Consider the following 24,246-nt stretch of genomic DNA (forward strand, 5'->3'; position numbering starts at 1 on the left):
CGATGCATCGACGCACACGCCTGATTGGTATCCTCGTGGCTGCGATTGCCATTGTCGGGGCGCTTTTATGGGCGGCATTGCGCCCGGTGCCTGTTTCGGTCGATCTTGCATCGGTGACGCGCGGTCCCATGCAGGTGACGGTCGAAGTGGACGGCACGACGCGCATTCGCGAAGTTTATGACGTGGCAGCGCCCATTGCCGGAACGGCCGAGCGCGCGCCCGTCCGCATCGGGGATAGGGTCGTCGCAGGCGAAACCGTTGTCGCCACGGTCGAGCCCGTATCCCCCAGCCTGCTGGATGCGCGCAGCCGGCAACAGGCCCAGGCAGCCGTGCAGGAAGCGCAAGCCGCCCTTGCGGTCGCTGACAGCCAGTTGGTGCAGGCAGAGGAAGAGTTGGTTTATGCCCAGAGCCAGTATGACCGTGTTCAGGAACTGGTCGAACGCGGTGTGGCCTCCCTTGTCCGGCTTGAAGACGCTTCGCAACTGTTGAACGTGCGGCGCGCCGCCCGCGATGCCGCCCGCTCGGCGCGGGCCATGGCCCAAAGCACGCTGGAACGGTCGCAGGCTGCCTTGATCGGGCCCGATCTGGGAAATGAGATCGCCGGCGACTGCTGTATTCAGATCACGGCCCCGGCCGATGGGGTCGTGCTGTCGGTGGCGCAGATCAGCGAGCGCCCGGTGATGTCTGGTGAAACCCTGTTGTCTATCGGCGATCCGACCGACCTTGAAATCGTGGCGGACCCGCTGTCGCGCGATGCCGTGCGCATTCCGGCGGATGCACGTGCCATCGTTGACCGCTGGGGCGGGGCCACCCATCTGGAGGCGCGGCTGCGCCAGATCGAGCCGTCGGCCAAGACCGAGATTTCCGCTTTGGGCATCGAGGAACAGCGGGTCGAGGCGATTTTCGATATAGTGGATGCCGCGGATCGACGCCCCGGGCTTGGGAATGGCTATTCCGTGCGCCTTGCCATCGTTGTCTGGGAAACCGACGACACGTTGCAGGTTCCGCTGGGCGCATTGTTCCGCATCGGTGACGATTGGGCCTGTTTCATCGAGGATGGCGGCGTTGCGCGCGAAGTCATCGTTCAGATCGGCCAACGGAACGACCGCGTGGCACAGGTACTGAATGGGCTGACCGAAGGCGACCAGGTGATCGTTCACCCGGGCGATGCGGTTGCAGATGGTGTGCCGATAGCCGCTGCGCAGCCGGAATAGAGACTCCTTTTCTAACGCCGCACGGTGCCTAGGCGAAGGATCGGATGGTTTTCAACGCGCCGTCCAGTGCCTTTCCATCCTCGTCCTGGAGCGCGGCTTCGCGCAGGCGGGCTACCCAGTCCGGCCCATCATCCCGCGAAGCGACCAGCGCCGCGCCTTCCAGCACGCGGTCGAATTTCGACAGGCCGCGCGCATGGGTGTCGGAATAGCCCTTGATCAGACGGCGGCAGCGAATGATCTCGACCGCCATGCCATACCGTTCGGGCAGGTGTGACAGCGCCGTTTCAAGCCACGACTCCAAATGCGCCATTTCGATCGTGTGGCGATGGGTCTTCAGCCGCCAGCCCTTAAGCCCGCCAAGGACATACAGCATCGCAAAGGCCCGCAGGCTGTCGGTGCGCATGCGCCGCCCCTTGTTGAACCAGCGATCCAGGCGCGCCATCCATTTCGCATCCGCCTCGATCCGCGCGCCCATGCGCGCGGGCAACATGCCTGCGATTTCTTCGGCACGCGGGTGCATGAACTCGGTCAGTTGCAAAACCTGGTCATCGCCTGCGCCCATCTCGGCACGGATGCGATCGAACCGCCTTGCCCGGGTTTTCAGGTCGGCCACGCGGATAATGTCGTCATAGGCCATCGCGTTCGCCACGTATTTCGCGGCTTCGCGGGTCAGGTCATGGCCCTTTTCTGCGCTGTCCTTGGCAAGAATAGACTCGATTTTCGCCAGGTAGGCCGCGCCATACTCAACATCCTGAAAGTTCACGACCTTGCGCAGGCCAGGCATCGCCATTTCCGCAACGGGTGCGGGCAGCGCGTTGACGCGCGCAACAAGGTTTTCCCATTTCTTCAGCGCGGATTTCGGCCCTTTGACGCCAACTGACTTGGTGCCTGAGGGCTGGGGCGCTGGTGCGCTGTCGCCTTCGGGATTCTGCGCAGCCTCGTATCCGGCGGCAAAGGCCCGCAGGCTGGCTTCGACGCCCTTTCCGCTTGCGCGGATCGCGTCTTCGAAAGCGGCGCGCTCGAAGGGCAGGGTGCCCGACCCGGCCAATGCGCCAAACAGCGAGGCCGAAATGACCGATCCCTTCTGGACAGCCGCCTGTTCCATGTCTGCCATGATCACGCGGGCGGCAGCGATTTCGGCGGCAGCGCGCACCTCTTCGGCATTGGCGATGCCATCGCCGGGCACCATCTTTTCCGACACGGCCAGTGCCCGATGGGTCGATGCGATCAGCGTCGTGCGATCCGGCGTCACGAATCCGCGCATGATGGCGCGGCCCGCCTCCATCATCTCGGCGGCGATCAGGATATCGACGTCGCCCGAAGCGGGCGCGAGCGAAAACACCGGTTCCGGCTGCCCGGCCTCTTTCGGGGCCATTTCGATGTAATAGATCGTCGCCCCTGTGCGCTGTGCCACGCCGGCAACGCTGGTGGCCTGGCATGCATAGCCCTGCGAGCGTGCCAGGGATTCGATCCAGCTTGTCAGAACCCCGCCGCCCTGGCCGCCCACGGCCATGATCGCCAGTTTGATGATGCCCGCCAGCCGTTCATCAGGCGTGCGCTGGGCCATTGCCCCGGAAATACCCGTTTCCGCGTTCATCACGCCACCTCCGTCACATCGAGGCGTTTGGCATCGCGCCTTGCCTGCAACCAACCGATCACCGCCTTGCGCTTGTCCGCCCACCATTTTTCAAAGCCGGTAGGATTGTGCACGACATCTGCACGGTAAAAGCTGGGACAAAGTACGGCGGCATCTGCCACCTCACCGCAGTTTCCGCACCCTACGCATGTCTGGTCGATCGACGCGACCGGATCGTCGCGCAGCGGATCGTCCAGGGTCTTGAGGGAAAGCGAAGGGCAACCCGATAGCCGGATGCAGGCGTGATCGCCTGTGCATACGTCCTCGTCCACGCCGAACCTCGGGGCTTCGACGCGGCGGCCTTCGGAGATTGCCTTTTTCTTCAATGGTTTTTCCCGCCGCTGGCGGTTCAGCATACATTCCGAGCTGGCAACGATCACCTTTGGACCCTTGTAATCCGTGGTCAGGGCCTCGTGGATGACTTCGCGCATCTTGGGCACGTCGTAAGTTCGGTCTATCTGGCGGACCCATTCGACGCCCACGCCTTTCAGGGCCTTGGAAATCGGATTGTTCGTGGCTTTCGTGTCGTTCTTGGCGCGCGACGACATGATGTCCTGCCCGCCCGTGGCTGCCGAATAGTAGTTGTCGACGATGATCGCCACACTGTCGGATTTGTTGAACACCATGTTCCCGATCGAGGAACTGAGCCCGTTATGCCAGAACCCGCCATCGCCCAGGATCGAAATCGCGCGCTTTTCACCGCCGCCGTCGAAGGCCGCGTTTGACGCTGGGCCCAGCCCGTACCCCATCGTCTGTCCGCCAATTTCGAACGGCGGAAGCGAAGCGAACAGGTGACACCCGATATCGCCCGAAATCTGGTGTTGGCCAAGCTCTTGCTGAACCAGTTTCATCGCAGCGAAAATGGGCCGTTCCGGGCACCCGGTGCAGAACCCGGGCGGCCGGATCGGCACCGTGCTGGACAGGTCGGGAATTTCCGGTTTCGGTTCGTTCGGGGCCAGAACCGCACCCGGCAGCATGTCGGCGGCGTGTTCCTTGAGGAACGCGGTGACACCGTCCAGCATGACCTGCCCGGTATATTCACCTGCCAACGGCAGCATGTCCTTGCCATGCAGTTTCACCGACGATCCCGCACGATACAGCATCGAACCGAGTTGCTGTTCGATAAACTCGGGTTGGCCTTCTTCGATCACGAGAACGGCCTCTTTGCCCTCGGCAAAGGACATGAATTCGTCGCGTACCAGCGGATAGGTCACGTTCAGGCAATAGATCGGGATGTCGGTCTGGCCGTAGATATCGGCAAGGCCCAGGCGCTGCAGGGCCCGGACGACACCGTTATACATGCCACCCTGGCAAACGATGCCAATGCGGCTCTGTTCCGGCCCGAAACGCTCGTTCAGGCCGTGTTCCATGATGTATTTCTCGGCCGCGGGCCAGCGTTTCTTAACCTTGTCCTGTTCGTGCATGTAAGACATCGGCGGCAGAACCACGCGCGAAAAGTCCTTTTGCGGATTGGACAATGCCTGGCGCACGGAAAGTGTGGGCCGCTTGTTGTCACGCGTGGGAAAGCTGCCCGTCACATGGCACGACCGGATGCGGACCATCAGCATCACGGGCGTGTTGCTTGCTTCGCTCAGCTCGAAACCGTCACCCACGGCCTTGACGATGGATGGCAGGTTGGGGCGCGGATCGAGCAGCCAGAACTGCGATTTCATCGCAAACGCATGGCTGCGTTCCTGCATGATGGAACTGCCTTCGCCGTAATCCTCGCCCACGATCACCAGCGCGCCACCGTTCACGCCGGACGAGGCCAGGTTCGCCAGCGCGTCGGACGCAACGTTGACGCCCACGGACCCCTTGAAGGTCACGGCGCCCCGGATGGGATAATGCACACTGGCCGCAAGCATCGCCGCTGCTGCAGCCTCGGATGCGTTGGCCTCGAACCGAACATCCAACTCGGCCATAAGATCTTCGGCGTCGGCCAGAACGTCCATCAGATGCGAGATTGGCGCACCCTGGTAGCCGCCCACATATCCGACGCCGTTTTCAAGCAACGCCTTCGTCAGGGCAAGGATACCCTCTCCGGTAAACACATCGCCGTCACCCTTGCGCAGGTGTTCGACCTCGGCCTTGAAAGAGCGTTCAGCCATCGTTCTCCCTCAGAAATCGTGAACCCGCACGTTGCGCAGGATCTTTTGCAGCGTGCCGACAAAGGCGCGCTGCTCTTCATTCGAAATGCCATTGAACATCTGGGCATAACTTGCGGCCATATGCGGCCACAGCTTTTCATACGCGGCGCGGCCGCCATCCGTCAGGTAAACCCGGGTGGCGCGGCTGTCCGTGCTGTCGGTTTCGCGGCGGATCAGCTCCTCGCGCGCAAGGCTGTCGAGTGCGCGCGACAGGGTGGACTGTTCTACAACGGCGTAAACCGCCAACTCGCGGATCAGGATACCGTCAATCACCGAAAGAACGGCAAGCGCACGCATCTGCGGGGTCGTCAGGCCAAGGGCTGCCATCTCGTCGCGCAAAGAAGCGTTGTAACGGCCCATGATGCGGTTCATCAGGTAGGGCGCAAAGTTGTCCAGCCCCATTTCCCCAAGCCGCAGCGGAGCCTCGGCAGTGATTTCGCGGTGTTCAGTCATGCGCCCAACCTCTTGGCCAAATTGTACCCCGATCCGCCACCCAGACCCGGCCCCGGATGGGTCGAGGCACCGATATGGTGCAGGTTACGGAATCGGGTGCCGTTATTGACCGATTGCGGGAAGGGACGCCAGACAAAGAACTGGTCGATGCTGCAGGCCCCGCCATAGGGATCGCCGCCGACAAGGTTCATGTTCAGTGCGGCAAGGTCGGCGGGCGAATAGGCCCGGCGGGCCAGTTTGATCTTGTCGAAGTTGCGGATGTGCTGCCGCAGGATAGATTCCAGCCGGTCGGCAAACGCTTCGCGTGTTGCCTCGGTCCAGTCTGGGCCGGTGTCGATTTCGCCGGCGGCGTCGCCCTTGATCACGCGGGGGGCGTCGGGGATCTGCAGCCACAGAATGCCCTTGCCATCGGGGCAGCGGCTGGGGTCCAGCCTGTGCGGCTGACCCACGCAGATCGTGGGCGTTTCGGGCAGCAGACCGCGCTCGGCCTCGTTGCTGGATTTCGAAACGCTGTCGATACCGTCGGCAAGGTGGATCAGAGCCACATTTTCCAACCCGTCGGCATTCCATTCAGGCTGGCCGTCCAATGCGTAGTGCAGTTGGAAATTGCCGCGTCCGTGGCGGAAACTGCGGGTTGCCTGTTGTTCTTCCTGCGTCGGATTTTCCAGCAGCCGGCCATAAAGTTGGCCGGGCGTGACACTGGCGATGACGCTGGTCGCGTCGATCCGCTCACCCGCAGCCGTTTCGACCCCATAGGCCCGGTCGCCGTCCGTCAGGATGCGCGCAACGTCCACGCCTGTGCGCACCTCGCCTCCGAATGCCTCGATCAGGCTGCGAAAGGCATCGGCCGCGCGGGCCGACCCGCCCTTTACCACGGGCGCGCCCGCCGCTTCCAAAGCAAAGGCGATGACCCGCCCCATTTGCCCCGAATAGGTGCTTTCGGGCGTCAATCCGGTATGCAGCACCCAAGGCGCGTATAGCGCTTGGACCTGCTGGCTGTCATACCCCTCTTCCAGCCAGCTGCGCGCCGGTTGCAGGGCCTGCCCCAGCCATGCCTTGAGGCCATTCAATCCCCGCTTGCGCGCCTGGCGCAGCATCAGCCGCACGATTGGCCATGACCAGAGCGACTGACCAAGCAGAGCGAAAAGAAACTCGGCGTCCTGTTCGATAGAGCCTACATCGGCGGCATGTCTGTCGCCATCGCCTGCCGCGAAGGCATTGAACGCCGTGACGTTGGTTGCCCGATCCATCTTCAGCGCCGCGCTGGATCCGTCAGGCCGCAGAACCGCCGTCGGTGTATCTGTATGGCAGAACTCCAGCCCGTGCCGCGCAAGATCTTCGGCCAGCTCTGCATAGGCGGGCGAAGTCAGGAACAGAACAAAGGTGGCCGCCATCACGTCATGATGGAAACCGGGCTGTGTGATCTCATCCGTCATCATGCAACCACCGATGCGGTCTTCGCGTTCAAGCACGATAACCCGCCGCCCTTTCCTTGCGAGAAGGGCGGCGGCGACCAGCGCATTGATGCCGGACCCGATGACGATATGCGGCAGCCCGGCCATCAGGCGTCAGCCCTTCGGCACGAGTGCGAGGGCGCGGATCGGGCTCCCGGTGCCGCGCTTGATCTTGAGCGGTGCGGCAATCAGAACAGCCCCTTTGGCGGGCAGCTTGTCCAGATTGGCCAGCGACGCGAGACCAAAGCAATTGTCACGGTGCAGGAAGTTGTGCGCCGGGAAGGGCGGTTCCATCCCGCCTGCACACCCGGCATCGGTGCCGATGCACTGGCTGCCCCAGCCCACGATCTTTTTCGACAGCAGGTATTCCACACATTCCGGCGTCGGTCCGGGGCTGTGCGGGCCGTTTTCGTCGGCGTTCAGGAACAGCGCCTCGTCATGGGCGCGCTTGTCCCAGTCGGTGCGCATGACAACCCATTCGCCAGCACCGATTTCACCATGCTCGGCCTCCCACGCCTTGACGTGTTCGGGCGTCAGCAGGAAATCCGCGTCCGCAGCGCTTTCCTTGGAACAGTCGATCACGTTAACCGGGGCCACGACACGCTGGATATCGAGAGAGTCGGTATAGCCGTCCTCGTAATCCTTGCCCGTGATCCAGTGGTGCGGCGCATCGAAATGCGTTCCCGAATGCTCACCCAGAACCATCCAGTTCCAGGCAAAGAAGGGGCCGTCCGAATCGTATTCGCTGATCTTGTGAATCTCGATCTTCGGCGTGTTCTTGGCGAAATCCTCGGGCAGTTGAAGGATCGGTGTGTCGGGGCCTAGGGTGCCCGTACAATCGACCACTTCGATATTCCCGGACAACAGCATCGATCCCAGATCGTTAAGCACATTCGCGGCTGTCATTTGGTGTCTCCCTGTATGCTGGCGGGTCTGCGGCCCGCGCTTGCGAATGAGATTCATGCTAGACAGAATTAAATGCGTTTGCAAATATCTAATCAACAGGGAGTGGCACATGAGCGCAAATGCAGATGCAATCGTGATCGGGGCAGGGCACAACAGCCTGGCCTGTGCGGCGCATTTGTCCGCCAAGGGATGGCGTGTGCATGTGATCGAACAGAGCGATGTGCCCGGCGGCGCCGTGAAATCAGGGGAATATACGGAAAAAGGGTTCGTCCATGATTGGGCCGCGATGAACCTTTCCCTGTTCGCCGGCTCTGCCTTTCATCGGAAATACGCAGAAAAACTGGCCGCGAACGGTTTGGCCTTTGCCCCGGCATCCAACTGTTTCGCCAGCGTTTTCCCGGACAGCACCTGGCTGGGTGTTTCGAATGATTCGGCGATCACCACAGCGCGCATTCGTGCCGAAAACCCCCGTGACGGAGCAGCCTGGGAGGCTCTGACAGCCGAATTTCCCGACTTTGCCGAATCTTTGATCGGAATTCTTGGCAGCCCGATGAAAACCCGTGCATTTGCATCTTTGGCATGGAAAACGTGGCGCAAGCGCGGGGGTGCCGGGACGCTCGATCTGGGGCGCTTCCTGCTGTCCTCTCCGCGCGCGTGGCTGACCGATACATTCGAATCGCCAAAGGTACAGGCGTTGCTTGCCGCATGGGGCATGCATCTGGATTTTGCCCCCGACATTTCGGGCGGTGCCATGTTTCCCTATCTCGAAGGCATGGCGAACCAGGCATTCGGCATGGTTCTTGCAAAGGGCGGCGCCAGCACGGTGACCACCGCGATGATCGGCATGATCGAGGCACAGGGCGGCACCGTCACCTGTGGCAAGCGTGTTGATCGCATCGTGCATCAGGGCGGCAAGGCCACCGGAGTTGAACTGTCGGACGGCAGCACGATAACCGCGACAAAGGCCGTTATCGCGAATGTCGCACCAAAGAACCTGGCCAAACTGACAGGTGAGACCGGTGAGGCGCGGTTCGATCGCGGCATGCAATCCTACGACCACGCCCCCGGCACACTGATGATTCACCTGGCGATGGACGCCTTGCCCGACTGGGCAGCAGGAGAAGAGCTGAAACGCTTTGCCTATGTGCATATCGCGCCCGATCTGAACCAGATGGCGCGCACGTATCAGCAGGCAAAGGCCGGGTTGTTGCCAGATCAGCCCATCATCGTGTGCGGCCAGCCGACCGTGGTCGATCCGACGCGCGCACCCGATGGCAAACATGTTCTCTGGCTGCAGGTGCGCATGGCGCCCGGCCGCATTGCCGGCGACGCCAAGGGCGAAATCGCTGCGACGGACTGGGCCGACGCCGCTGAACCCTTTGCCGAACGGGCGCTGGACCTGCTGGAAAGCTACGCCCCCGGAACGCGCGACAAGATCATCGCGCGGCGCATCGTGACGCCCGCCGACCTCGAAGCAGACAACCCGAACCTTGTCGGTGGTGACCAGGTTTGCGGCAGCCATCACCTTACACAGCATTTCATGTATCGCCCCGTCCGCGGCTACGCGGATGGCACGACCCCGATCCAGAACCTTTACCTGACCGGCGCGGCCGTTTGGCCCGGCGCGGGAACGGGGGCAGGGTCGGGATACCTCCTTGGCCGAAAACTGGCCGGGGAGTGAACAACCAAAAAACCAACAGGGAAACGCAAGATGAAACTCTCAAGACGTACGCTTCTCAAGGCATCGGCCGCTTCGGCCGCCTTTGCCACGGTGGGTATGCCCGCCTTTGCGCAGCAGATCGACGAACTGGTGATCGCCTATAACGTCAACCTGCCCAGCTGGGATCCGACCGTTGGCCCCAGCGCCGTGAACCCGACGATTCAGGGCATTTACCAGTCCGTTTTCGACATGTTCATCAATCAGAACCCGGACCTGTCCTTTGACGGATCGGGCCTGATCACGGATTGGGGCTGGACCGACGACAACAGCCAGATCTGGATGGACGTCCGCGAAGGCGTGACCTGGCACAACGGCGATCCCTTCACGCCCGAAGATGTCGTGTGGTCGCTCGAACGCGCGGGCAATCCCGAAACCGGCAACCCGATCCAGTTCGTATGGGGCAAGATCGGCAATTTCCAGATCGACGGCAACCGTGTGACCGCGGACGTAAAAGAGTTCGAGCCGACGATCTTCAAATGGATGAGCTTTCTCACCGGCTACGTTCTGCCCAAGAAGTACTACGAAGAGGTCGGCGCAGATGGGTTCGAGGCCGCTCCGATCGGCACGGGCCCCTACATGGTGGACCGTTTCGAACGCAACGCCTTTGTCCGTTTGAAAGCGAACGAAAACTACTGGAAGGGCGCGCCCGAGTTCAAAACCGTGACGATCAAGTTCGTGACCGACGCGGCAAGCCGTGTGGCCGAAATCGAATCCGGCAACAGCCATGTCACGCTGGAAATGCCGTATGAAGAGTTCGACCGCCTGAAGGGCAAGGACGGACTTGGAGGCGTCGCGCATCCGATTTCCGATATCGGCATGATCTTCATCAACGATATCGACGTGATGACCGATCCAAACGTGCGCAAGGCCATGGCACATGCCATCGACAAGCAGACGATCATCGACCGCCTGCTGTCAGGCTACGGTGTCCCGATCGATACGCTTCAAACGCCCGAATACGTGGCCTACAATCCCGATATCTCGGTGCCTTATGATCCCGAAAAGGCCAAGGAGCTGCTGGCTGCGAGCGGGTATGGCCCCGATAACCCGGTAAAGTTCACGATCCAGACGACACGTGGATTCAAGCCCAAGGACTACGAAATCATCCAGGCCATTGTCGGTCTTTGGCGCCGGGTCGGGATCGAGGCCGACATCGAGGTCTACGAAATCGCCAAGCATTATGAACTGCGCGCGGCCGACCAACTGGCCCCGGCGGCGTTCTACAACTGGGGCAACGCGGTTGGCGATCCGACCACGTCGACCGGGTTCGCGATGTTCGGGCCTTCGCCGCACAGCGTCTGGGACGGTCAGGAGATGTTCGACATGATCCTGCCGCTCTGGGGCGAGGCGGACGAAGACAAACGTATCGCAGGCTGGAAAGCTGTGGATGCCAGGATCGCCGAAGATGCGTTGGTGATCCCGCTGCTGCAATATGTGCAGCCGATCCTTTACGCCAACGGGGTCAAGGTCACGCCGCACAGCTCGGGTGCGCTCTTGCCGCATCTGATGACGCGGGCATAAGGCATTTCTCCCACTCGGGGCCGTCTATCGCCATGGCGGCCCCGTTTTTTTCCCTTTCGACCATAGGGTCTTGATGCCTTTTCTAAGAACCATTCTGGCGCGGCTGGCCGCGACGCTTGTCACGCTTTTCGGGGCGGCGGTGATCGTGTTCGTCGTGATCCGCGTCGTCCCGGGCAACCCGATTGCAATGATGCTGCCGCCGGGCGCAACCGAGGACGATATCGCCCGTTTGCAGGCTCTGTACGGGCTGGATAAGTCGATTTTCGAACAATTCGTGATCTGGCTTGGCGGCGTTGTGCGGGGCGATTTCGGCACCTCGATTTCACTGCGCCAACCGGTGCTCAACCTCGTGCTGGGCCGCCTGCCCGCCACGCTCGAGCTGTCGATCATGGCGCTTGTGATTGCCGTTTTCATCGGCGGTGCGATGGCCCTGACCGGGACGTTGCGCCGCGATACGCGCACCGAAGCCGCGATTGACGTGACAAGCGGCATGGCGCTGTCGGTGCCGGATTTTCTTTGGGGTCTGATCCTGATCCTGCTGTTCGGTGTTCTCTGGCCCGTGTTCCACATCTCGGGTCGGGTTTCGCCGTCGCTCGATTTCGATTTCCAGACACAGTTCTACCTGTTCGAAAGCGTACTGCGCCTGCGGTTCGACGTCTGGGCCGATTTGGTAAGCCACATGTTCATGCCTTCGCTTGCCCTCGCGATCCCACTGGCGGCGATCATCTCGCAACTGCTGAAACAGTCCCTGAAAGAGACAATGCACCTGGATTACGTCACCCTTGCCCGCACCAAGGGTTATTCCGAGGCATCCGTTATCACGCGCGAGGCCCTGCCAAATGCGGTCTTGCCCACGCTGACCCTGATCGGGGTTCAATTCACCTTTCTGATCGGCGGAACCGTCATCATCGAACGGCTGTTTTCCTACGAGGGGCTTGGCAACATGGCCATCGATGCCGTGATCAACCGCGATCTGCCGCTGATCCAGGGCATCGTGATCCTGTTCGCGCTGCTTTTCACCGTGGTGAACCTCGTTGTCGACATGACCTATGCCGCCCTGAACCCGAGGCTTCGCCATGCGTGACGCAAGATCCCGGGTTCGCCGCCCGATCGGTTTGCGTCTGTGGTTATCCGGCGGGTGGATAACGCTGCTGATCATCGGTGCCGTTCTCGCGCCTCTGATCGCCCCGCACGACCCGCTCTACCAAGATCTGTTCGCGGGGCGGATGCCGCCCGTGTGGGTCGACGGCGCGGACCCTAATTTCCTTTTGGGCACGGATTCTCTCGGACGGGATGTGTTGTCGCGCATCTTGTACGGCGCGCGTCTTGCGCTGACCGTCGCGCTGGTGGCCGGCACGCTTACCTGCCTGATCGGGGCGACACTGGGACTGATCGCGGGCTATTACCGCGGATGGGTCGACATGGTGATTTCCCGCCTTGTCGATATCTGGATGGCATTTCCCCCGGTCCTGTTCGCGATCCTTCTGATCGCCGTGCTTGGAACCGGGCTGACATCGATCATCATCGCGATTGTGGTCATCGACTGGACGCGCTTTGCCCGCGTTGTCCGGGCCGAGGCGATGACCCAGGGCACGATGGATTACGTCGCCAGCGCGCAGGTTGTGGGCCGAACGAAAGCAGGCACCATGTTCGCCGAAATCCTGCCGAACGTGCTGCCGACCATCGTCGCCCTGCTGACGCTGGAAATGGGCATCGCCGTGATCGTCGAAGCGATCCTGAGCTTTGTGAACCTGTCGATTTCCACCGATGCGCCCACCTGGGGCGGCATGATCGCGGAAGGCCGCACATCGGTGCACCAGGCATGGTGGGTTCTGGTCTTTCCGTTGATCACCCTGTTCTTGACCGTCCTCAGCTTCAGCCAGCTTGGCGAAGGGCTGAAGGACTATTTCGATCCGGTGCTGAGATGAGCTTTCTCGAAGTCGAAAACCTGACCCTGCGCATTGCTCGCGGCCCGCGTATCCTCCGCGCCGTGTCGCTTGGGGTCGATCAGGGCGAAGTGCGCGGGCTGGTGGGCGAATCCGGGGCCGGAAAATCCATGATCGGCAAGGCGATCCTTGGCACCTTGCCCCGCGCGATACAGGTGGTTTCGGGGCGGATCAGTCTCGACGGAACCGATCTGCAAACCCTGCCAGCGCGTGAACGCCGTCGCCGGATCGGTGCGCAGGTGGCTCTTATTCCCCAGGATCCGCTGACGGCCCTCAACCCCGTGCGCCGTGTCGGCCCGCAGATCACCAATCGTCTCGTCGATATTCTGGGCTGGGACAGATCGCGCGCCGAGGCGCGGGCGCGTGAATTGCTGGACGAGGTGCACATCCCCGACCCGGACCGCGTGATGCGCAGCTATCCGCATGAATTGTCAGGCGGCATGCGCCAGCGCATCCTGATCGCGTCGGCCTTTGCCGCCGAACCCAAGCTGATCATTGCGGATGAACCGACGACAGCGCTGGATGTCACGGTGCAGAAACAGATCCTGCGCCTGATCAAGGAAATGCAGGACAGGCATAACACGGCTCTGCTGTTCGTCACCCATGATCTGGGCGTTGTGTCCAAGATCTGCCAGTCGCTGACAGTGCTCTACGCAGGAAAGGTGATCGAAGATACCGACACGCGCAGCTTTTTCGCGGCTCCAGGGCACCCCTATTCGCAGGCATTGCTGCACGCGACGCCGAAATACACCGACCCGGAGGACAGCCTGACACCCGTTCCACAGCACGTCATCGACGCGGTCGAGGCTGAAGTTACCGATTTCGACAAGGGGCTGGGCGCATGAGCGGCATGATCTATGAAATCCGCGATCTGCGGCTGTCGTTCCCGGATATGGCGCACAAGCCCGTCTTTGGGGCTGCCCCGCAGATCGAGGTTCTGAAAGGATTGTCCTTCGATGTTCCCAAGGGTGAGGTTCTGGGTATTGTCGGTGGGTCAGGTTCGGGCAAATCGACGCTTGGCCGCGCCATGATCCGCTTGTTAGAGCCTGATTCCGGCACGATCCGCTTTGAGGGCACGGACATCACCCACGCGGACGAACCGGCGTTGCGCCCGTTGCGGCGCCGGTTCCAGATGATCTTTCAGGATCCTATGTCGTCGCTCAATCCACGCAGGCGCGTGGGCGGGATCATCGCGGGCCCGCTGCGGTTGCAGGGTGTTCAGGATACATCTGCCAAAGTGCTCGAGGCGCTGGATATGGTTGGCCTGCCGCGCAGTTTTGCCGCGCGCTATCCGCATGAACTGTCAGGCGGGCAGCGACAGCGTGTCGGGATCGCGCGCGCCATTGCCCTGCGTCCCGATTTCATTCTGGCTGATGAAATCGTGTCGGGCCTCGATGTGTCCAGCCAGGCGCAGGTTCTGAACCTGCTGGAAGAGCTGGTGCGTGAACTTGGGCTGACGCTGGCTTTTATCAGTCACGATCTGTCGGTGATCCGGCGGCTGTGTTCGCGGATCATCGTGATGTATCGCGGTGAGATCGTGGAAAATGCGCCTACCGCGCAGGTGTTCGATGCACCGCAGGCCGATTATACCCGCGAATTGCTGCAGGCCATCCCGCTGCCCGACCCGGATCAGATATGGGCCTGAAGCGCACAACAGGTATCTGGTAAAGGCGCTGGCGCTGTGGCATCTGCATGGCATGCCAGTTGCGCTTTCATCCCTTGCCGATCTTGCCGAACTGCCCTTTGACGAGGTGATCGACGTCCGCTCGCCCGCGGAATACGCCGAGGATCACGTTCCCGGCGCGATCAACCTGCCCGCGCTCGACAATGACGAGCGCGCGGTCGTCGGCACGATCTACAAGCAGGAAGATCCTTTCAAGGCCCGAAAGATCGGGGCGGCGCTGGTCGCACAGAACGCCGCGCGGCATTTGCAAGGTCCGTTGGCCGACCGGGCCGGCGGCTGGCGGCCGTTGGTCTATTGCTGGCGCGGTGGACAGCGGTCGGGGTCGTTCACGTCGATATTGCAGCAGATCGGGTGGCGGGCAGACGTCATTCAGGGTGGGTACAAGTCTTACCGCCGGCTCGTCGTAAGCGCACTTTATGGTGAAACAGTGCCACATAAGGTCGTGCTGATCGACGGCGGAACCGGCACTGCCAAGACACGGGTTCTGGAACTGCTGGCCGCCGACGGGGCGCAGGTGATCGACCTGGAATCGATGGCAAATCACCGGGGGTCGTTGTTCGGTTCGATGGGCGAACAGCCCGCGCAAAAACTTTTTGAATCCCGCATCGCCATGGCGCTGGCGCGCGCACGCGCGGACCGGCCGCTATTCGTCGAAGCGGAAAGCAACAAGGTCGGAAACCTGTTGATCCCTCCAGCGCTGTGGCACGCCATGCAGGTGGCGCCGCGCATAACCCTGCGCGCACCCGTGGCCGAACGTGCTGCATACCTGGCCAGGGCCTATGCCGATGTGACCACGGATGCGGCGCGGCTCGCGTCGACCTTGGACGCGCTCAGGCCCTACCACGCGGCAACGCGCATCGACGCGTGGCAGGCGCTGGCCTCGGACGGGGCTTTCGAAACGCTCGCAGCCGAGCTGATCGAGGCGCATTACGACCCGCGCTATGACAAAAAGGCCGAAGAGCGGGCGCAGAACGAAACGGTCATAGAACTGGCCGCGCTGGATGAAAGCGACCTGCAAGATGCGGTACGCCGCATCCTGTCTATTGCAGGGTGATCGCGGCTGGCCCCTCGCCGAACCGCCCGATGATCGCCGCACGGTGCCCCTGCCGCTGTAGGGTTTCGACAATACCGGCGGCCTGATCCGGCGAAACCGCCGCAAGAAAGCCCCCGGCGGTCTGCGGGTCATGCAGCAGTTTCGCCTTCGCGCTGTCTGGTCCGAACACTGGCGCGCTTTCACGGTTGGGCTGAAACAGTGTCGAATGATGCCCTTGTTCAGTAAGGTCGATCGCGCCGTCGTAGGTTGGGATTGCCTCCAGATCCAGAACGGCGGACAGGTTCGATTCTCGACAGATCGTCATAAGATGCCCGGCCAGCCCGAACCCCGTGACATCCGTCATCGCGTGCGCCCCCGTCAACGTCAGTGCGGCATCGTGCTGTGGGCGGGCCATTTCATTCAGCATCGCAGTAACGTGTCGGCCATTCGCAGCCATTTGCATAGCAGCGGCCAGAATTGTCCCGCTGCCGATGGGCCGTGTCAGAACGATCGCGTCGCCGGGTTGGGCCCCTTTGACAGTGATCGCCGGGCCGTCCACCAGCCCGGTGACCGTAAAACCGATGGTCAGTTCGCTGCCCATCGTGGTGTGCCCCCCGACAATCGCCGCCCCGGCATCGGCGAAAACAGCGCTGGCCGCGCCCATGATCTCATCCATTGTCCGGGCCTGAAGGTCGTCCGACATGCGGGGCAGAATGATCTGCGCCAGCGCGGCCTGCGGCTGCGCGCCCATCGCCCACACATCCCCAAGCGCGTGGATCGCCGTGATGCGCGCCATCAGCCAGGGATCGTCGATGAAGGCGCGCAGATGGTCTGTGGTGATGACCTGCCTCTTTCCCCCGACCTCCAACACGGCCGCATCGTCCCCGGGCCCGGTCAGGATATCGTCTCGATGTGGGGTTTTCAGCCGTGTTAGAGACTGCTTTAGAACGTCACCGCCAACCTTGGCACCGCATCCGCCGCAAAGAGGCTTGTCGCCCAGAATGTCGGCCACGCCATCGGCCAAATACTCTGGACGATCAGGTTGTTGCATGGCGGGCAGGTCGTCCAGGCTTTGCATGAACCGCGTGTCGATCCGGTTCTTCCATCTCCACAGCAACGGCCCCGAAACCGCAAATCCCAGCTTTTCCGCCACAGCGGATTTACCGCCGAGCGAGATGAGTTTCAGATAATCCCTTTGCGGTTTGAACGGCCGCAGCCGCTGCCCGGTCACCGCCGCCCTCAGGTTGTCGTAAAGGATGGGCGCCGCCCGCACGGCAAACACCCCGGCCTTGGGTCGGGGATGGGATGACATGTGCGCGCAATCCCCGCAGGCAAACAACGCCGGATCGCCCCGAACCTGCAAGCTGTCTTCGATGTCGATGAAACCATCGACAAGTGGCAGGCTCGTATCCGCCAGCCAGCGATGAGGATAAGCACCCGCCGCCCCGACGACGAGATCGGCCTCGATGGTGTCGCCGGTCGTCAGAACAATGCCGTCCGTTGTAACCGCTTCAACGCGTGTGTCCGACAGAAAGCGCACGCCCTGATCCGCCATCGCGCGTTGCAGCTTGCGCCCGGTCGCGGCGGGAACGCCGGTGATGCCGCCAGTGCCCTCGACCACCGTTATGTCGGGGTCGTGCCCGTCACGGCCCAACGCATGCGCCATCGCCATCGACAGCTCGACCCCGGCAACGCCGCCGCCGATCACGGCAACTCGGGGCCGTTTCTGGCCGTCCGCCACCGCGCTGCGGAAATCGCGCCAACGTTCCGAAAAGACATCCAGCGGCTTGGCGCCTGTCGCGAACTCGGCAAACCCGGCAAGGCGGTCCATTTCCGCCGTGATCCCGATATCGATCGAAGCCACGTCATAACCAATGGGTTGGCGGATTTTCAGGTGAATCAGTCTCCGATCCTGATCTATGCCAACCGCCTCGTCCACGATGATGCGGGCGCCTGCGAACCGTGCCAGGCGAACCAGGTCGATCTCCAGCTCTTCGCGTGTGTAATGCCCGGCGATATGTCCGGGCAGCATCCCCGAATAGGGCGCGGTCGGGCCGGGATTGATGACGGTCAGCCGCACGCCTGGCAGCGGGTTCATCCCCCACTTCCGCAGCACCAGCGCATGGGTATGACCACCGCCGACAAGAACGATATCGCGTGTCAGGGGGATAGGCATCTGCATGGGTGGTGTCCTTGGCTGATCCGTCCCGGTCTGTCACGCGGGCTGGTCCACGGCAAGGCGCCCTGTTGTCACAAGCCCGTCAGGCCACGCAGGGTGGCGGGGTGTAGCCCCCCAGCGCATCCTCGACCGCCTGCGCAAAGGCAAGGGCGGTATAGTCGCGCCCGTGCCCGGCCGCTGCCTGGTATCCTACGGGCAGGTGCCCGACGAACCCGGCCGGCCCGACGACCGAAGGTATGTGGACCACGCCGGTATAGCCCGACCAGAACAACTCCATCGGTTCCGGCTGCATCTGGCCGTTGATGTTCAGCTTGCGGGCATAACGCGGGCCTGTCTGGTCATGCGGGAACGCAGCCGAGGATGCGGCGGGCGACAGCAGGATGTCGAAATCGTGGAAAAAGGCATCGAACGCGCGGCGCGCCAGCCGCCGTTGGTTATCCAGCACCAGCCAATCGGCGTGGCGCAGGTTCATCCCGCCGAACCGGTTGCCATAAAGCCGCCAGGCCAGCGGGTCGTCCAGCTTGCGAACGGCGTCAAGGTTGGCGGCAACCTCGTCTTCGGTCATTCCGGCGCACATCGCGGCACCAAGCAATTGCAGGTAAAGGGTGAAATGCGCCTCGCTGTCCACGTCGGGCCGGGCGGTTTCGACCTGCGCACCAGCCGCGGCCAACCGATCCGCGAAATCCGAAAGCACGTCCAGATACGCTTGATCGACCGGCGAGGCGGGATCGCCCAGCATCAATGCAACGCGAAACTGCGAAAGGTCGTTCCGGTCATCCGATGGCAAATGCGGGGCCCAGGCCGATTTGGTGAAGGGATCGCCCCCGCGAAGAATGTCGAAACCCAGCCGCAAGTCGCGCGCCGACCGCGCCAACGGCCCGGCAACGGCGATGTCCGTGTCGATCGCCATGCCTGGCGGGTTGTGGCCGGAAAGGGACACGATGTTCCAAGTGGGTTTCAGCCCGAAAACCCCGTTGAAATGGGCCGGGTTGCGGATGGACGAGCCGATATCACTGCCAACTTCAAGCGCGGCCATGCCTGTCGCCAGCGCCGCGCCTGAGCCCCCCGACGATCCTCCGGGTGTCCGTGTCTCGTCCCACGGGTTGTTGGTTGTCCCGTAGATTTCATTGAAGCTCTGCCATTCCATCAGCTTCATCGGCACGTTGGTCTTGCCGAAAACAATGGCCCCGGCCGCACGTAACCGCGATACGGCGTCGGAATCCGCATCCGCGATGTTGTCGCGCCATTCCGGGATGCCCCAGGTCGATGGCGATCCGGCCAGGTCAAAGCTTTCCTTGACGGTCATCGGCACGCCATGCAGCGGGCCGCGAAACTCTCCGCGTGCGGCCTCGTCGTCCAGTGTCTTGGCCAATGCGCGGGCACTGTCGCGATCTTGCCAGATCACGGCGTTGATCTGTTCGTTCAGCGCATCGACCCGTGCCAGATGCGCCTCGAGCAGTGCGCTGGGCGTGGTTTGTCCGTCGCGGATGGCTTGTGCCATCTCGGTGGCTGTCGTGATTTGCGTCGCGTCGAACATGCGTCCCTCCCCGCCATCGATGCAGGGATGGTGGCACGGGATCGGGGATCTTCCAAGCGTTTTGAAGCGTTGGAAAACAGGCTCTATTCCGGCTGGAACAAGCCTTTGTAGGTGTCGCGCAGAATATTCTTCTGCACCTTTCCCATCGTGTTGCGCGGCAGCGCATCCACGACCACGAGCTTCCGGGGATGTTTGAACCGGGCAAGGCTGTCCGTCAGGCTGGCCATGATCGCGTCGCAATCGGGTGCCTCTTCCGGCCTGCGCGCTAGAATGCCGACAGGCGTTTCCCCGAAATCGGGATGCGGGACACCAATCACCGCGCTTTCCAGAACGCCGGGTGCCTCGTCGAGAACCAGCTCGATTTCCTTGGGATAGATGTTGTAGCCGCCCGAAATGATCAGATCCTTGCCCCGGCCGACGATGGTGACATACCCGTCCTTGTCGATCAGCCCAAGGTCACCCGTGATGAAGAACCCGTTCTTGCGCAGTTCCTCGGCGGTTTTTTCCGGCATCTGCCAATAGCCCTTGAACACGTTTGGGCCGCGAACCTCGATCGTGCCGATTTCACCTTGGGGCAGCGCGTTGCCGTTCTCGTCGCAGACGCGCAATTCGACGCCTGGCAAAGGAAAGCCCACGGTGCCGGCGCGGCGTTCACCGTCATACGGGTTCGATGTGTTCATGTTGGTTTCGGTCATGCCGTAGCGTTCAAGGATGCGATGGCCGGTGCGGGCCTCAAACTCGCGATGGGTTTCGGCCAGCAAAGGGGCCGAGCCCGAGATGAACAACCGCATGTTGCGCGACACATCGGCGGTGAAGTCCTCGCGGTCCAGCAGGCGGGTGTAGAATGTCGGAACACCCATCATCGAAGTCGCGCGCGGCATGTCGCGTATCACCGCGTCGGCATCGAACCCCGGATAGAAGATCATCTGCGCCCCGGCGATCAGGCAGATATTGGTCGCCACGAACAATCCATGCGTATGAAAGATCGGCAAGGCGTGCAGCAGAACGTCATCCGCGGTAAAGCGCCAGTAATCGGTCAGAACCTGCGCGTTCGACAGTAGATTGTCCTGCGTCAGCATCGCCCCCTTGGATCGCCCGGTCGTCCCCGAGGTATAGAGAAACGCTGCAAGATCGTCCTTTTCCCGCGAAACAGTGTCGAATTCTTCGGCGTTACCGGCGGCTGCGTCGGCAAAGCTGCCACTGCCATCGGCATTCATGACTTCAAGCCGTGCATCGGCTTTCGCGGCGATCGGGGCCAGCGCCTCGGCCGCCTTTCCATCGCATAGAAACAGCCGCGCGCCGCTGTTTTCCAGGAAGTACGAAACCTCGGCCGGGGTGTAGGCCGTGTTCAGGGGCAGGAAAATCACGCCCGTCTGCGCGCAAGCAGCGTAGACGGCAAGCGCCTGCGGCGACTTGGCGATCTGCACCGCCAGCCGGTCGCCCGGTTCAAGGCCCAACCGCGCGATCTGGTGCGCAAACCGCGCGGTCATGCGCAGGAATGCGTCATGGGTCATCGTGCTGCCGTCCGGCAAGTGCAGGAACACGGTGTCCTGGCCGGCATGGCGGGCGAAAAGCGTATCGAAAAGCGGATTTGCCATCTGGTTTCCCCTGCGTCTTTGATGGTGTAGTGCCACAGGGCGCAGGGCCGGTCCAGATTGTCCGGGCCGTTCGGGAAATTCGCGATGCAGCCGATCAAGGGCATATTCTTCAAACTGGGGTCGGTGACCCTGTTCATTGTCATGTCGTCGCTGATCAAGGCCACGGCCGATCACGTGCCTCCGGGGCAGGCGGTGTTCTTTCGGTCGTTCTTTGCCATCCCAGTGATTTTCGCCTGGCTCATGATGCGGGGGGACTTGGCCACCGGGTTGCGCGTGAAATCGCGGTTGGCGCATTTCTGGCGCGGTTTCGTCGGGACATTCGCAATGGGGTTGATGTTCGCCGGGCTTGGCCTGCTGCCCTTGCCGGAGGTGACAGCCATCGGGTACGCCGCGCCGCTGTTGACGGTGATCTTTGCCGCCATGTTCCTGGGCGAGAACGTGCGGGCCTTTCGACTGGCTGCGGTGGCGCTTGGCCTGGTGGGCGTGATCATCGTGCTGTCGCCGCGCCTGACCGTCTTCTCGGGCGAAGAGGTCGCCCGGGCCGAGGCGCTGGGCGCGATGCTGGTGCTTATGGGGGCCGTCTGCGCCGCCCTGGCTCAGATCTATGTGCGCAAACTTGTGCAGACCGAACAGACATCCGCGATCGTTTTCTATTTTTCACTGACATCGTCGGCCCTGTCCTTGCTGACGTTGCCTTTTGGCTGGGTCGTTCCCGCCCCGTGGGAGGCAAGCCTGCTGGTCCTTGCGGGGCTATTGGGCGGCACGGGGCAGATTTTCCTGACCACGGCCTATCGCTATGCGGATGCCAGCGTCGTGGCACCGTTCGATTACGCTTCGATGCTCATGGCGATACTGATCGGGTATTTCGTCTTTTCCGAAGTTCCGACGGCGCAAATGCTGATCGGTGCGGCGTTGGTGATAACCGCGGGCGTCGCCATCATCTGGCGCGAACATTCTTTGGGCCTAAAGCGCGAAAAGGGTCGGCAGGGTATGACGCCGCAGGGCTGATATTGGGGGCGCTGCCCCCAAACCCCCGGAGTATTTTCGGCAAGATGAAATTCAGGACAGGCGGTCCCTGATCCCGGCCATCGCGTACATCGCGGGCATGATCGCCCTGCGGAACCGTCCCAGGGGAAACCGTTTTGCCGGGGCCCGCATGATAGCCGGATACCTGCGCCCCGGCGTGCGGCCAAGCGCCAGGTCGGCAAGCAACGCCCCGGTGAAGCTGCCCATCGCGACGCCATTTCCATGGTAGGCAAAACCGGCATAGGCGTTCGGCAATCCCGGTATCGGGCCGCAATAAGGCACGAGTCCGCCGGACAGGCAAACCATCCCGGACCAGTTATGCGGGCTTTCGACATCAGCCCAGGCGGGAAACATGGTTTCGAAATGCTGGCGTGTGGTGCGGATCGCGCCGGCATCTGCGCGCGGCGACGACATCAACCCGCCGCGCCGTCCGAAAAGAAACCGGTTGTCGGGCATCAGCCGGAAGTAATGCAGCAGAAACCGGGAATCGAACGCCATCTGCGCACTGGTCCAGCCGGCCGCCTGTTTTTCCGCCTCTGTCAGTGGGCGCGTGACCAGCACGTTGGACTGCGCGGGCATGTAGCGTCCGGCCATCCAGCCGGGCACGTCCTCGGAGCTGTAGCCATTCGTGGCAATGACCAGCCTGCGGGCCAGAATACGGCCTTTGAGCAGAGTCAGAGCCTGAAAATCCCCATCCGCCGAAATGTTCGTGACCGGGCTGCGGCCGTGAATCCGGGCGCCTGCCGTTTCGGCGGCAGCCAGCAGCCCGGCCAGATACTTGCGCGGGTTCAACGCGAAACCGATGGGCAAGGTGATTCCGCCATGGAAGGGGCCGGACATGCCCAGCCGATCAAGGTCGCCGGCATCGTGGACCGTTGGATCGACGCCATAGTCGCGCGTGATCGTCTGCGCCTCGGTCTCGATCGCGCGCATCGCGGCCGGGGAATGGGCCAGCAGGGTTTCGCCCTTTGAATGGGTGTCTGCCGAGATGTCGTGGCGTTCCAGCAGATCCGCCACCAAGGCGATGGCATCGGCCTCGGTGCGGCGCCAGTCGGCGCGTGCGTCTTCACCGAACGTGCGGCGCAGCATGGCGTCATCGGCCTTGGCTCCGCCGAGGCAGCAAAAGCCGCCGTTGCGACCCGAAGCCCCCCAGCCCGGATGCTGCGCATCGATGACGACCACGTCAGCGCCCGCCTGTGCCAGGTGCAAAGCAGCGGAGAGCCCTGTGAAACCGGCCCCGATTACGGCCACATCGGCGCGTATCTCACCCATGGCAGGGGCGCGTTCCAGTGCCGTATCAGGCACTGTTTCAGCCCAATAATTGTCTGACACCGGGGCCGGGCCATAGGCGTGATCGCTGAAAATACGCTTCATGCGGTGCGGGCGGCGGCCTGTTCGTCGCGCTGCTGCATCAGGGTCGCGCGCTTGGATATGATCGAGGCAGTGATCACCCCGACCGTCACGATCGCGATCATGATGGTGGACAAGGCGTTGATTTCAGGGCTGACGCCAAGCCGAACGGCCGAGAAGATCTTGATCGGCAGGGTCGTTGCGGATGGGCCTGCCGTGAAGCTGGCGATCACCAGGTCATCCAGCGACAGCGTGAACGCCAGCAACCAGCCCGAGATCACCGCCGGTGCGATGATCGGCAGCGTGACAAGGCGGAAGGATTCGAATGGCGTGCACCCCAGATCCAGCGCCGCCTCTTCCAGCGACCGGTCGAAGCTGACCAGCCGCGAGGAAACGACGACCGAGACATAGCACATCGAAAAGGTCGTATGCGCCAGGATGATGGTCAGAATCCCGCGATCCAGCCCAATGCCGATGAACAGCAGCAGCAGGGACAGGCCGGTAATCACCTCGGGCATCACAAGCGGCGCGTAGATCATGCCGGAGAAAAGCGTGCGCCCGTAAAAACGCCCCGCGCGGACCAGCACATAAGCGGCCATCGTGCCAAGAACCGTGGCGATCGTCGATGACGCGACCGCCACCTGAACGGTGACCCAGGCGGCATCCAGGAACGCCTCGTTCCCGAGCAGCTCACCATACCATTTCGTCGAGAACCCGGCCCAGACTGTCACCAGCTTCGATTCATTGAAGCTGTAGATCACGAGGATCACCATCGGCAGGTAAAGAAACGCGAAGCCCAGCGTCAGCGAGGTGGCGTTGAACCATGTCATGCGGCGCATGGC

The 24,246-nt window shown here is 62.3% G+C and carries 19 protein-coding genes; 9 read left to right on the forward strand and 10 right to left on the reverse strand.

Annotated features, from left to right (window positions below; translation table 11 throughout):
* The first annotated feature begins 2 nt into the window (after positions 1-2).
* Complete coding sequence (locus BLT50_RS13235; protein WP_090029186.1) at positions 3-1,214, forward strand: efflux RND transporter periplasmic adaptor subunit; 1,212 nt, start codon at positions 3-5, stop codon at positions 1,212-1,214.
* A 28-nt stretch (positions 1,215-1,242) separates the two neighbouring features.
* On the opposite strand, the gene BLT50_RS13240 is transcribed toward BLT50_RS13235, so the two are convergent.
* From BLT50_RS13240 to BLT50_RS13260, 5 genes are read right to left on the reverse strand one after another with little or no spacing between them, the layout of a single operon-like run.
* Positions 1,243-2,811 (reverse strand): indolepyruvate oxidoreductase subunit beta family protein, encoded by a 1,569-nt coding sequence (locus tag BLT50_RS13240; protein ID WP_090029187.1) that lies wholly within the window; start codon positions 2,809-2,811, stop codon positions 1,243-1,245.
* Complete coding sequence (locus BLT50_RS13245) at positions 2,811-4,958, reverse strand: thiamine pyrophosphate-dependent enzyme (protein ID WP_090029188.1); 2,148 nt, start codon at positions 4,956-4,958, stop codon at positions 2,811-2,813. Before BLT50_RS13245 ends, BLT50_RS13240 begins: the two co-directional genes overlap by 1 nt.
* Positions 4,959-4,967: 9 nt before the next feature.
* Positions 4,968-5,450, reverse strand: a complete 483-nt coding sequence (locus BLT50_RS13250) for a MarR family winged helix-turn-helix transcriptional regulator (RefSeq protein ID WP_090029189.1) — start codon at positions 5,448-5,450, stop codon at positions 4,968-4,970.
* Positions 5,447-7,012 (reverse strand): phytoene desaturase family protein, encoded by a 1,566-nt coding sequence (locus BLT50_RS13255; protein ID WP_090029190.1) that lies wholly within the window; start codon positions 7,010-7,012, stop codon positions 5,447-5,449. The genes BLT50_RS13250 and BLT50_RS13255 overlap by 4 nt, the downstream gene beginning before the upstream one ends.
* A gap of 6 nt (positions 7,013-7,018) precedes the next feature.
* Positions 7,019-7,810 carry a cyclase family protein gene (locus tag BLT50_RS13260; protein ID WP_090029191.1) on the reverse strand — a complete coding sequence of 264 codons (792 nt, stop codon included), beginning with the start codon at positions 7,808-7,810 and terminating at the stop codon, positions 7,019-7,021.
* A gap of 109 nt (positions 7,811-7,919) precedes the next feature.
* Between BLT50_RS13260 and BLT50_RS13265 the strand changes: the two genes are divergently transcribed.
* The 7 genes from BLT50_RS13265 to mnmH all read left to right on the forward strand — a co-directional run bounded on the left by BLT50_RS13265 (position 7,920) and on the right by mnmH (position 15,735).
* On the forward strand, positions 7,920-9,491 hold the full coding sequence (locus tag BLT50_RS13265) for a phytoene desaturase family protein (protein ID WP_090029192.1): 1,572 nt from the start codon (positions 7,920-7,922) through the stop codon (positions 9,489-9,491).
* A 30-nt stretch (positions 9,492-9,521) separates the two neighbouring features.
* Positions 9,522-11,051: an ABC transporter substrate-binding protein gene (locus tag BLT50_RS13270; RefSeq protein WP_090029193.1), complete on the forward strand. Its 1,530-nt coding sequence runs from the start codon at positions 9,522-9,524 to the stop codon at positions 11,049-11,051.
* 73 nt (positions 11,052-11,124) lie between these two features.
* Positions 11,125-12,135, forward strand: a complete 1,011-nt coding sequence (locus BLT50_RS13275; protein WP_090029194.1) for an ABC transporter permease — start codon at positions 11,125-11,127, stop codon at positions 12,133-12,135.
* Positions 12,128-12,979 carry an ABC transporter permease gene (locus BLT50_RS13280; protein WP_090029195.1) on the forward strand — a complete coding sequence of 284 codons (852 nt, stop codon included), beginning with the start codon at positions 12,128-12,130 and terminating at the stop codon, positions 12,977-12,979. Before BLT50_RS13275 ends, BLT50_RS13280 begins: the two co-directional genes overlap by 8 nt.
* Entirely contained in the window at positions 12,976-13,842 is an 867-nt protein-coding gene (locus tag BLT50_RS13285) for an ABC transporter ATP-binding protein (RefSeq protein ID WP_090029196.1), read from the forward strand. Before BLT50_RS13280 ends, BLT50_RS13285 begins: the two co-directional genes overlap by 4 nt.
* On the forward strand, positions 13,839-14,642 hold the full coding sequence (locus BLT50_RS13290; RefSeq protein WP_090029197.1) for an ATP-binding cassette domain-containing protein: 804 nt from the start codon (positions 13,839-13,841) through the stop codon (positions 14,640-14,642). Before BLT50_RS13285 ends, BLT50_RS13290 begins: the two co-directional genes overlap by 4 nt.
* 52 nt (positions 14,643-14,694) lie before the next feature.
* Positions 14,695-15,735, forward strand: a complete 1,041-nt coding sequence (gene mnmH / locus BLT50_RS13295; protein WP_090029198.1) for a tRNA 2-selenouridine(34) synthase MnmH — start codon at positions 14,695-14,697, stop codon at positions 15,733-15,735.
* On the opposite strand, the gene selD is transcribed toward mnmH, so the two are convergent.
* The 3 genes from selD to BLT50_RS13310 form a co-directional block, all read right to left on the reverse strand.
* Positions 15,722-17,896: a selenide, water dikinase SelD gene (gene selD, locus BLT50_RS13300; RefSeq protein WP_090029199.1), complete on the reverse strand. Its 2,175-nt coding sequence runs from the start codon at positions 17,894-17,896 to the stop codon at positions 15,722-15,724. The genes mnmH and selD overlap by 14 nt on opposite strands.
* 79 nt (positions 17,897-17,975) lie before the next feature.
* Positions 17,976-19,430 (reverse strand): amidase, encoded by a 1,455-nt coding sequence (locus BLT50_RS13305; RefSeq protein WP_090029200.1) that lies wholly within the window; start codon positions 19,428-19,430, stop codon positions 17,976-17,978.
* An 83-nt stretch (positions 19,431-19,513) separates the two neighbouring features.
* Complete coding sequence (locus tag BLT50_RS13310) at positions 19,514-21,028, reverse strand: malonate--CoA ligase (RefSeq protein ID WP_090029201.1); 1,515 nt, start codon at positions 21,026-21,028, stop codon at positions 19,514-19,516.
* Positions 21,029-21,112: 84 nt separating this feature from the next.
* Here BLT50_RS13310 and BLT50_RS13315 point away from each other — a divergent pair, with 84 nt between their 5' ends.
* Positions 21,113-22,036 (forward strand): DMT family transporter, encoded by a 924-nt coding sequence (locus tag BLT50_RS13315; protein ID WP_090029202.1) that lies wholly within the window; start codon positions 21,113-21,115, stop codon positions 22,034-22,036.
* Positions 22,037-22,087: 51 nt separating this feature from the next.
* Here the strand turns inward: BLT50_RS13315 and BLT50_RS13320 are convergent, their stop codons facing one another.
* Complete coding sequence (locus BLT50_RS13320; RefSeq protein ID WP_090029203.1) at positions 22,088-23,428, reverse strand: NAD(P)/FAD-dependent oxidoreductase; 1,341 nt, start codon at positions 23,426-23,428, stop codon at positions 22,088-22,090.
* Positions 23,425-24,243, reverse strand: a complete 819-nt coding sequence (locus BLT50_RS13325) for an ABC transporter permease (protein ID WP_090029204.1) — start codon at positions 24,241-24,243, stop codon at positions 23,425-23,427. The genes BLT50_RS13320 and BLT50_RS13325 overlap by 4 nt, the downstream gene beginning before the upstream one ends.
* Between the last annotated feature and the right edge of the window lie 3 nt (positions 24,244-24,246).

Origin of the sequence: Lutimaribacter saemankumensis, assembly GCF_900100005.1 — a bacterium.
GTDB classification, from domain to species: Bacteria; Pseudomonadota; Alphaproteobacteria; order Rhodobacterales; family Rhodobacteraceae; genus Lutimaribacter; species Lutimaribacter saemankumensis.

What these genes read in the sequence shown, in the direction of transcription:
- BLT50_RS13235 (WP_090029186.1), top strand. Translation starts at nt 3, where the DNA reads ATGCATCGACGCACACGCCTGATTGGTATCCTCGTGGCTGCGATTGCC.
- BLT50_RS13240 (WP_090029187.1), bottom strand. Translation starts at nt 2,811, where the DNA reads ATGAACGCGGAAACGGGTATTTCCGGGGCAATGGCCCAGCGCACGCCT.
- BLT50_RS13245 (WP_090029188.1), bottom strand. Translation starts at nt 4,958, where the DNA reads ATGGCTGAACGCTCTTTCAAGGCCGAGGTCGAACACCTGCGCAAGGGT.
- BLT50_RS13250 (WP_090029189.1), bottom strand. Translation starts at nt 5,450, where the DNA reads ATGACTGAACACCGCGAAATCACTGCCGAGGCTCCGCTGCGGCTTGGG.
- BLT50_RS13255 (WP_090029190.1), bottom strand. Translation starts at nt 7,012, where the DNA reads ATGGCCGGGCTGCCGCATATCGTCATCGGGTCCGGCATCAATGCGCTG.
- BLT50_RS13260 (WP_090029191.1), bottom strand. Translation starts at nt 7,810, where the DNA reads ATGACAGCCGCGAATGTGCTTAACGATCTGGGATCGATGCTGTTGTCC.
- BLT50_RS13265 (WP_090029192.1), top strand. Translation starts at nt 7,920, where the DNA reads ATGAGCGCAAATGCAGATGCAATCGTGATCGGGGCAGGGCACAACAGC.
- BLT50_RS13270 (WP_090029193.1), top strand. Translation starts at nt 9,522, where the DNA reads ATGAAACTCTCAAGACGTACGCTTCTCAAGGCATCGGCCGCTTCGGCC.
- BLT50_RS13275 (WP_090029194.1), top strand. Translation starts at nt 11,125, where the DNA reads ATGCCTTTTCTAAGAACCATTCTGGCGCGGCTGGCCGCGACGCTTGTC.
- BLT50_RS13280 (WP_090029195.1), top strand. Translation starts at nt 12,128, where the DNA reads ATGCGTGACGCAAGATCCCGGGTTCGCCGCCCGATCGGTTTGCGTCTG.
- BLT50_RS13285 (WP_090029196.1), top strand. Translation starts at nt 12,976, where the DNA reads ATGAGCTTTCTCGAAGTCGAAAACCTGACCCTGCGCATTGCTCGCGGC.
- BLT50_RS13290 (WP_090029197.1), top strand. Translation starts at nt 13,839, where the DNA reads ATGAGCGGCATGATCTATGAAATCCGCGATCTGCGGCTGTCGTTCCCG.
- mnmH (WP_090029198.1), top strand. Translation starts at nt 14,695, where the DNA reads ATGCCAGTTGCGCTTTCATCCCTTGCCGATCTTGCCGAACTGCCCTTT.
- selD (WP_090029199.1), bottom strand. Translation starts at nt 17,896, where the DNA reads ATGCAGATGCCTATCCCCCTGACACGCGATATCGTTCTTGTCGGCGGT.
- BLT50_RS13305 (WP_090029200.1), bottom strand. Translation starts at nt 19,430, where the DNA reads ATGTTCGACGCGACGCAAATCACGACAGCCACCGAGATGGCACAAGCC.
- BLT50_RS13310 (WP_090029201.1), bottom strand. Translation starts at nt 21,028, where the DNA reads ATGGCAAATCCGCTTTTCGATACGCTTTTCGCCCGCCATGCCGGCCAG.
- BLT50_RS13315 (WP_090029202.1), top strand. Translation starts at nt 21,113, where the DNA reads ATGCAGCCGATCAAGGGCATATTCTTCAAACTGGGGTCGGTGACCCTG.
- BLT50_RS13320 (WP_090029203.1), bottom strand. Translation starts at nt 23,428, where the DNA reads ATGAAGCGTATTTTCAGCGATCACGCCTATGGCCCGGCCCCGGTGTCA.
- BLT50_RS13325 (WP_090029204.1), bottom strand. Translation starts at nt 24,243, where the DNA reads ATGCGCCGCATGACATGGTTCAACGCCACCTCGCTGACGCTGGGCTTC.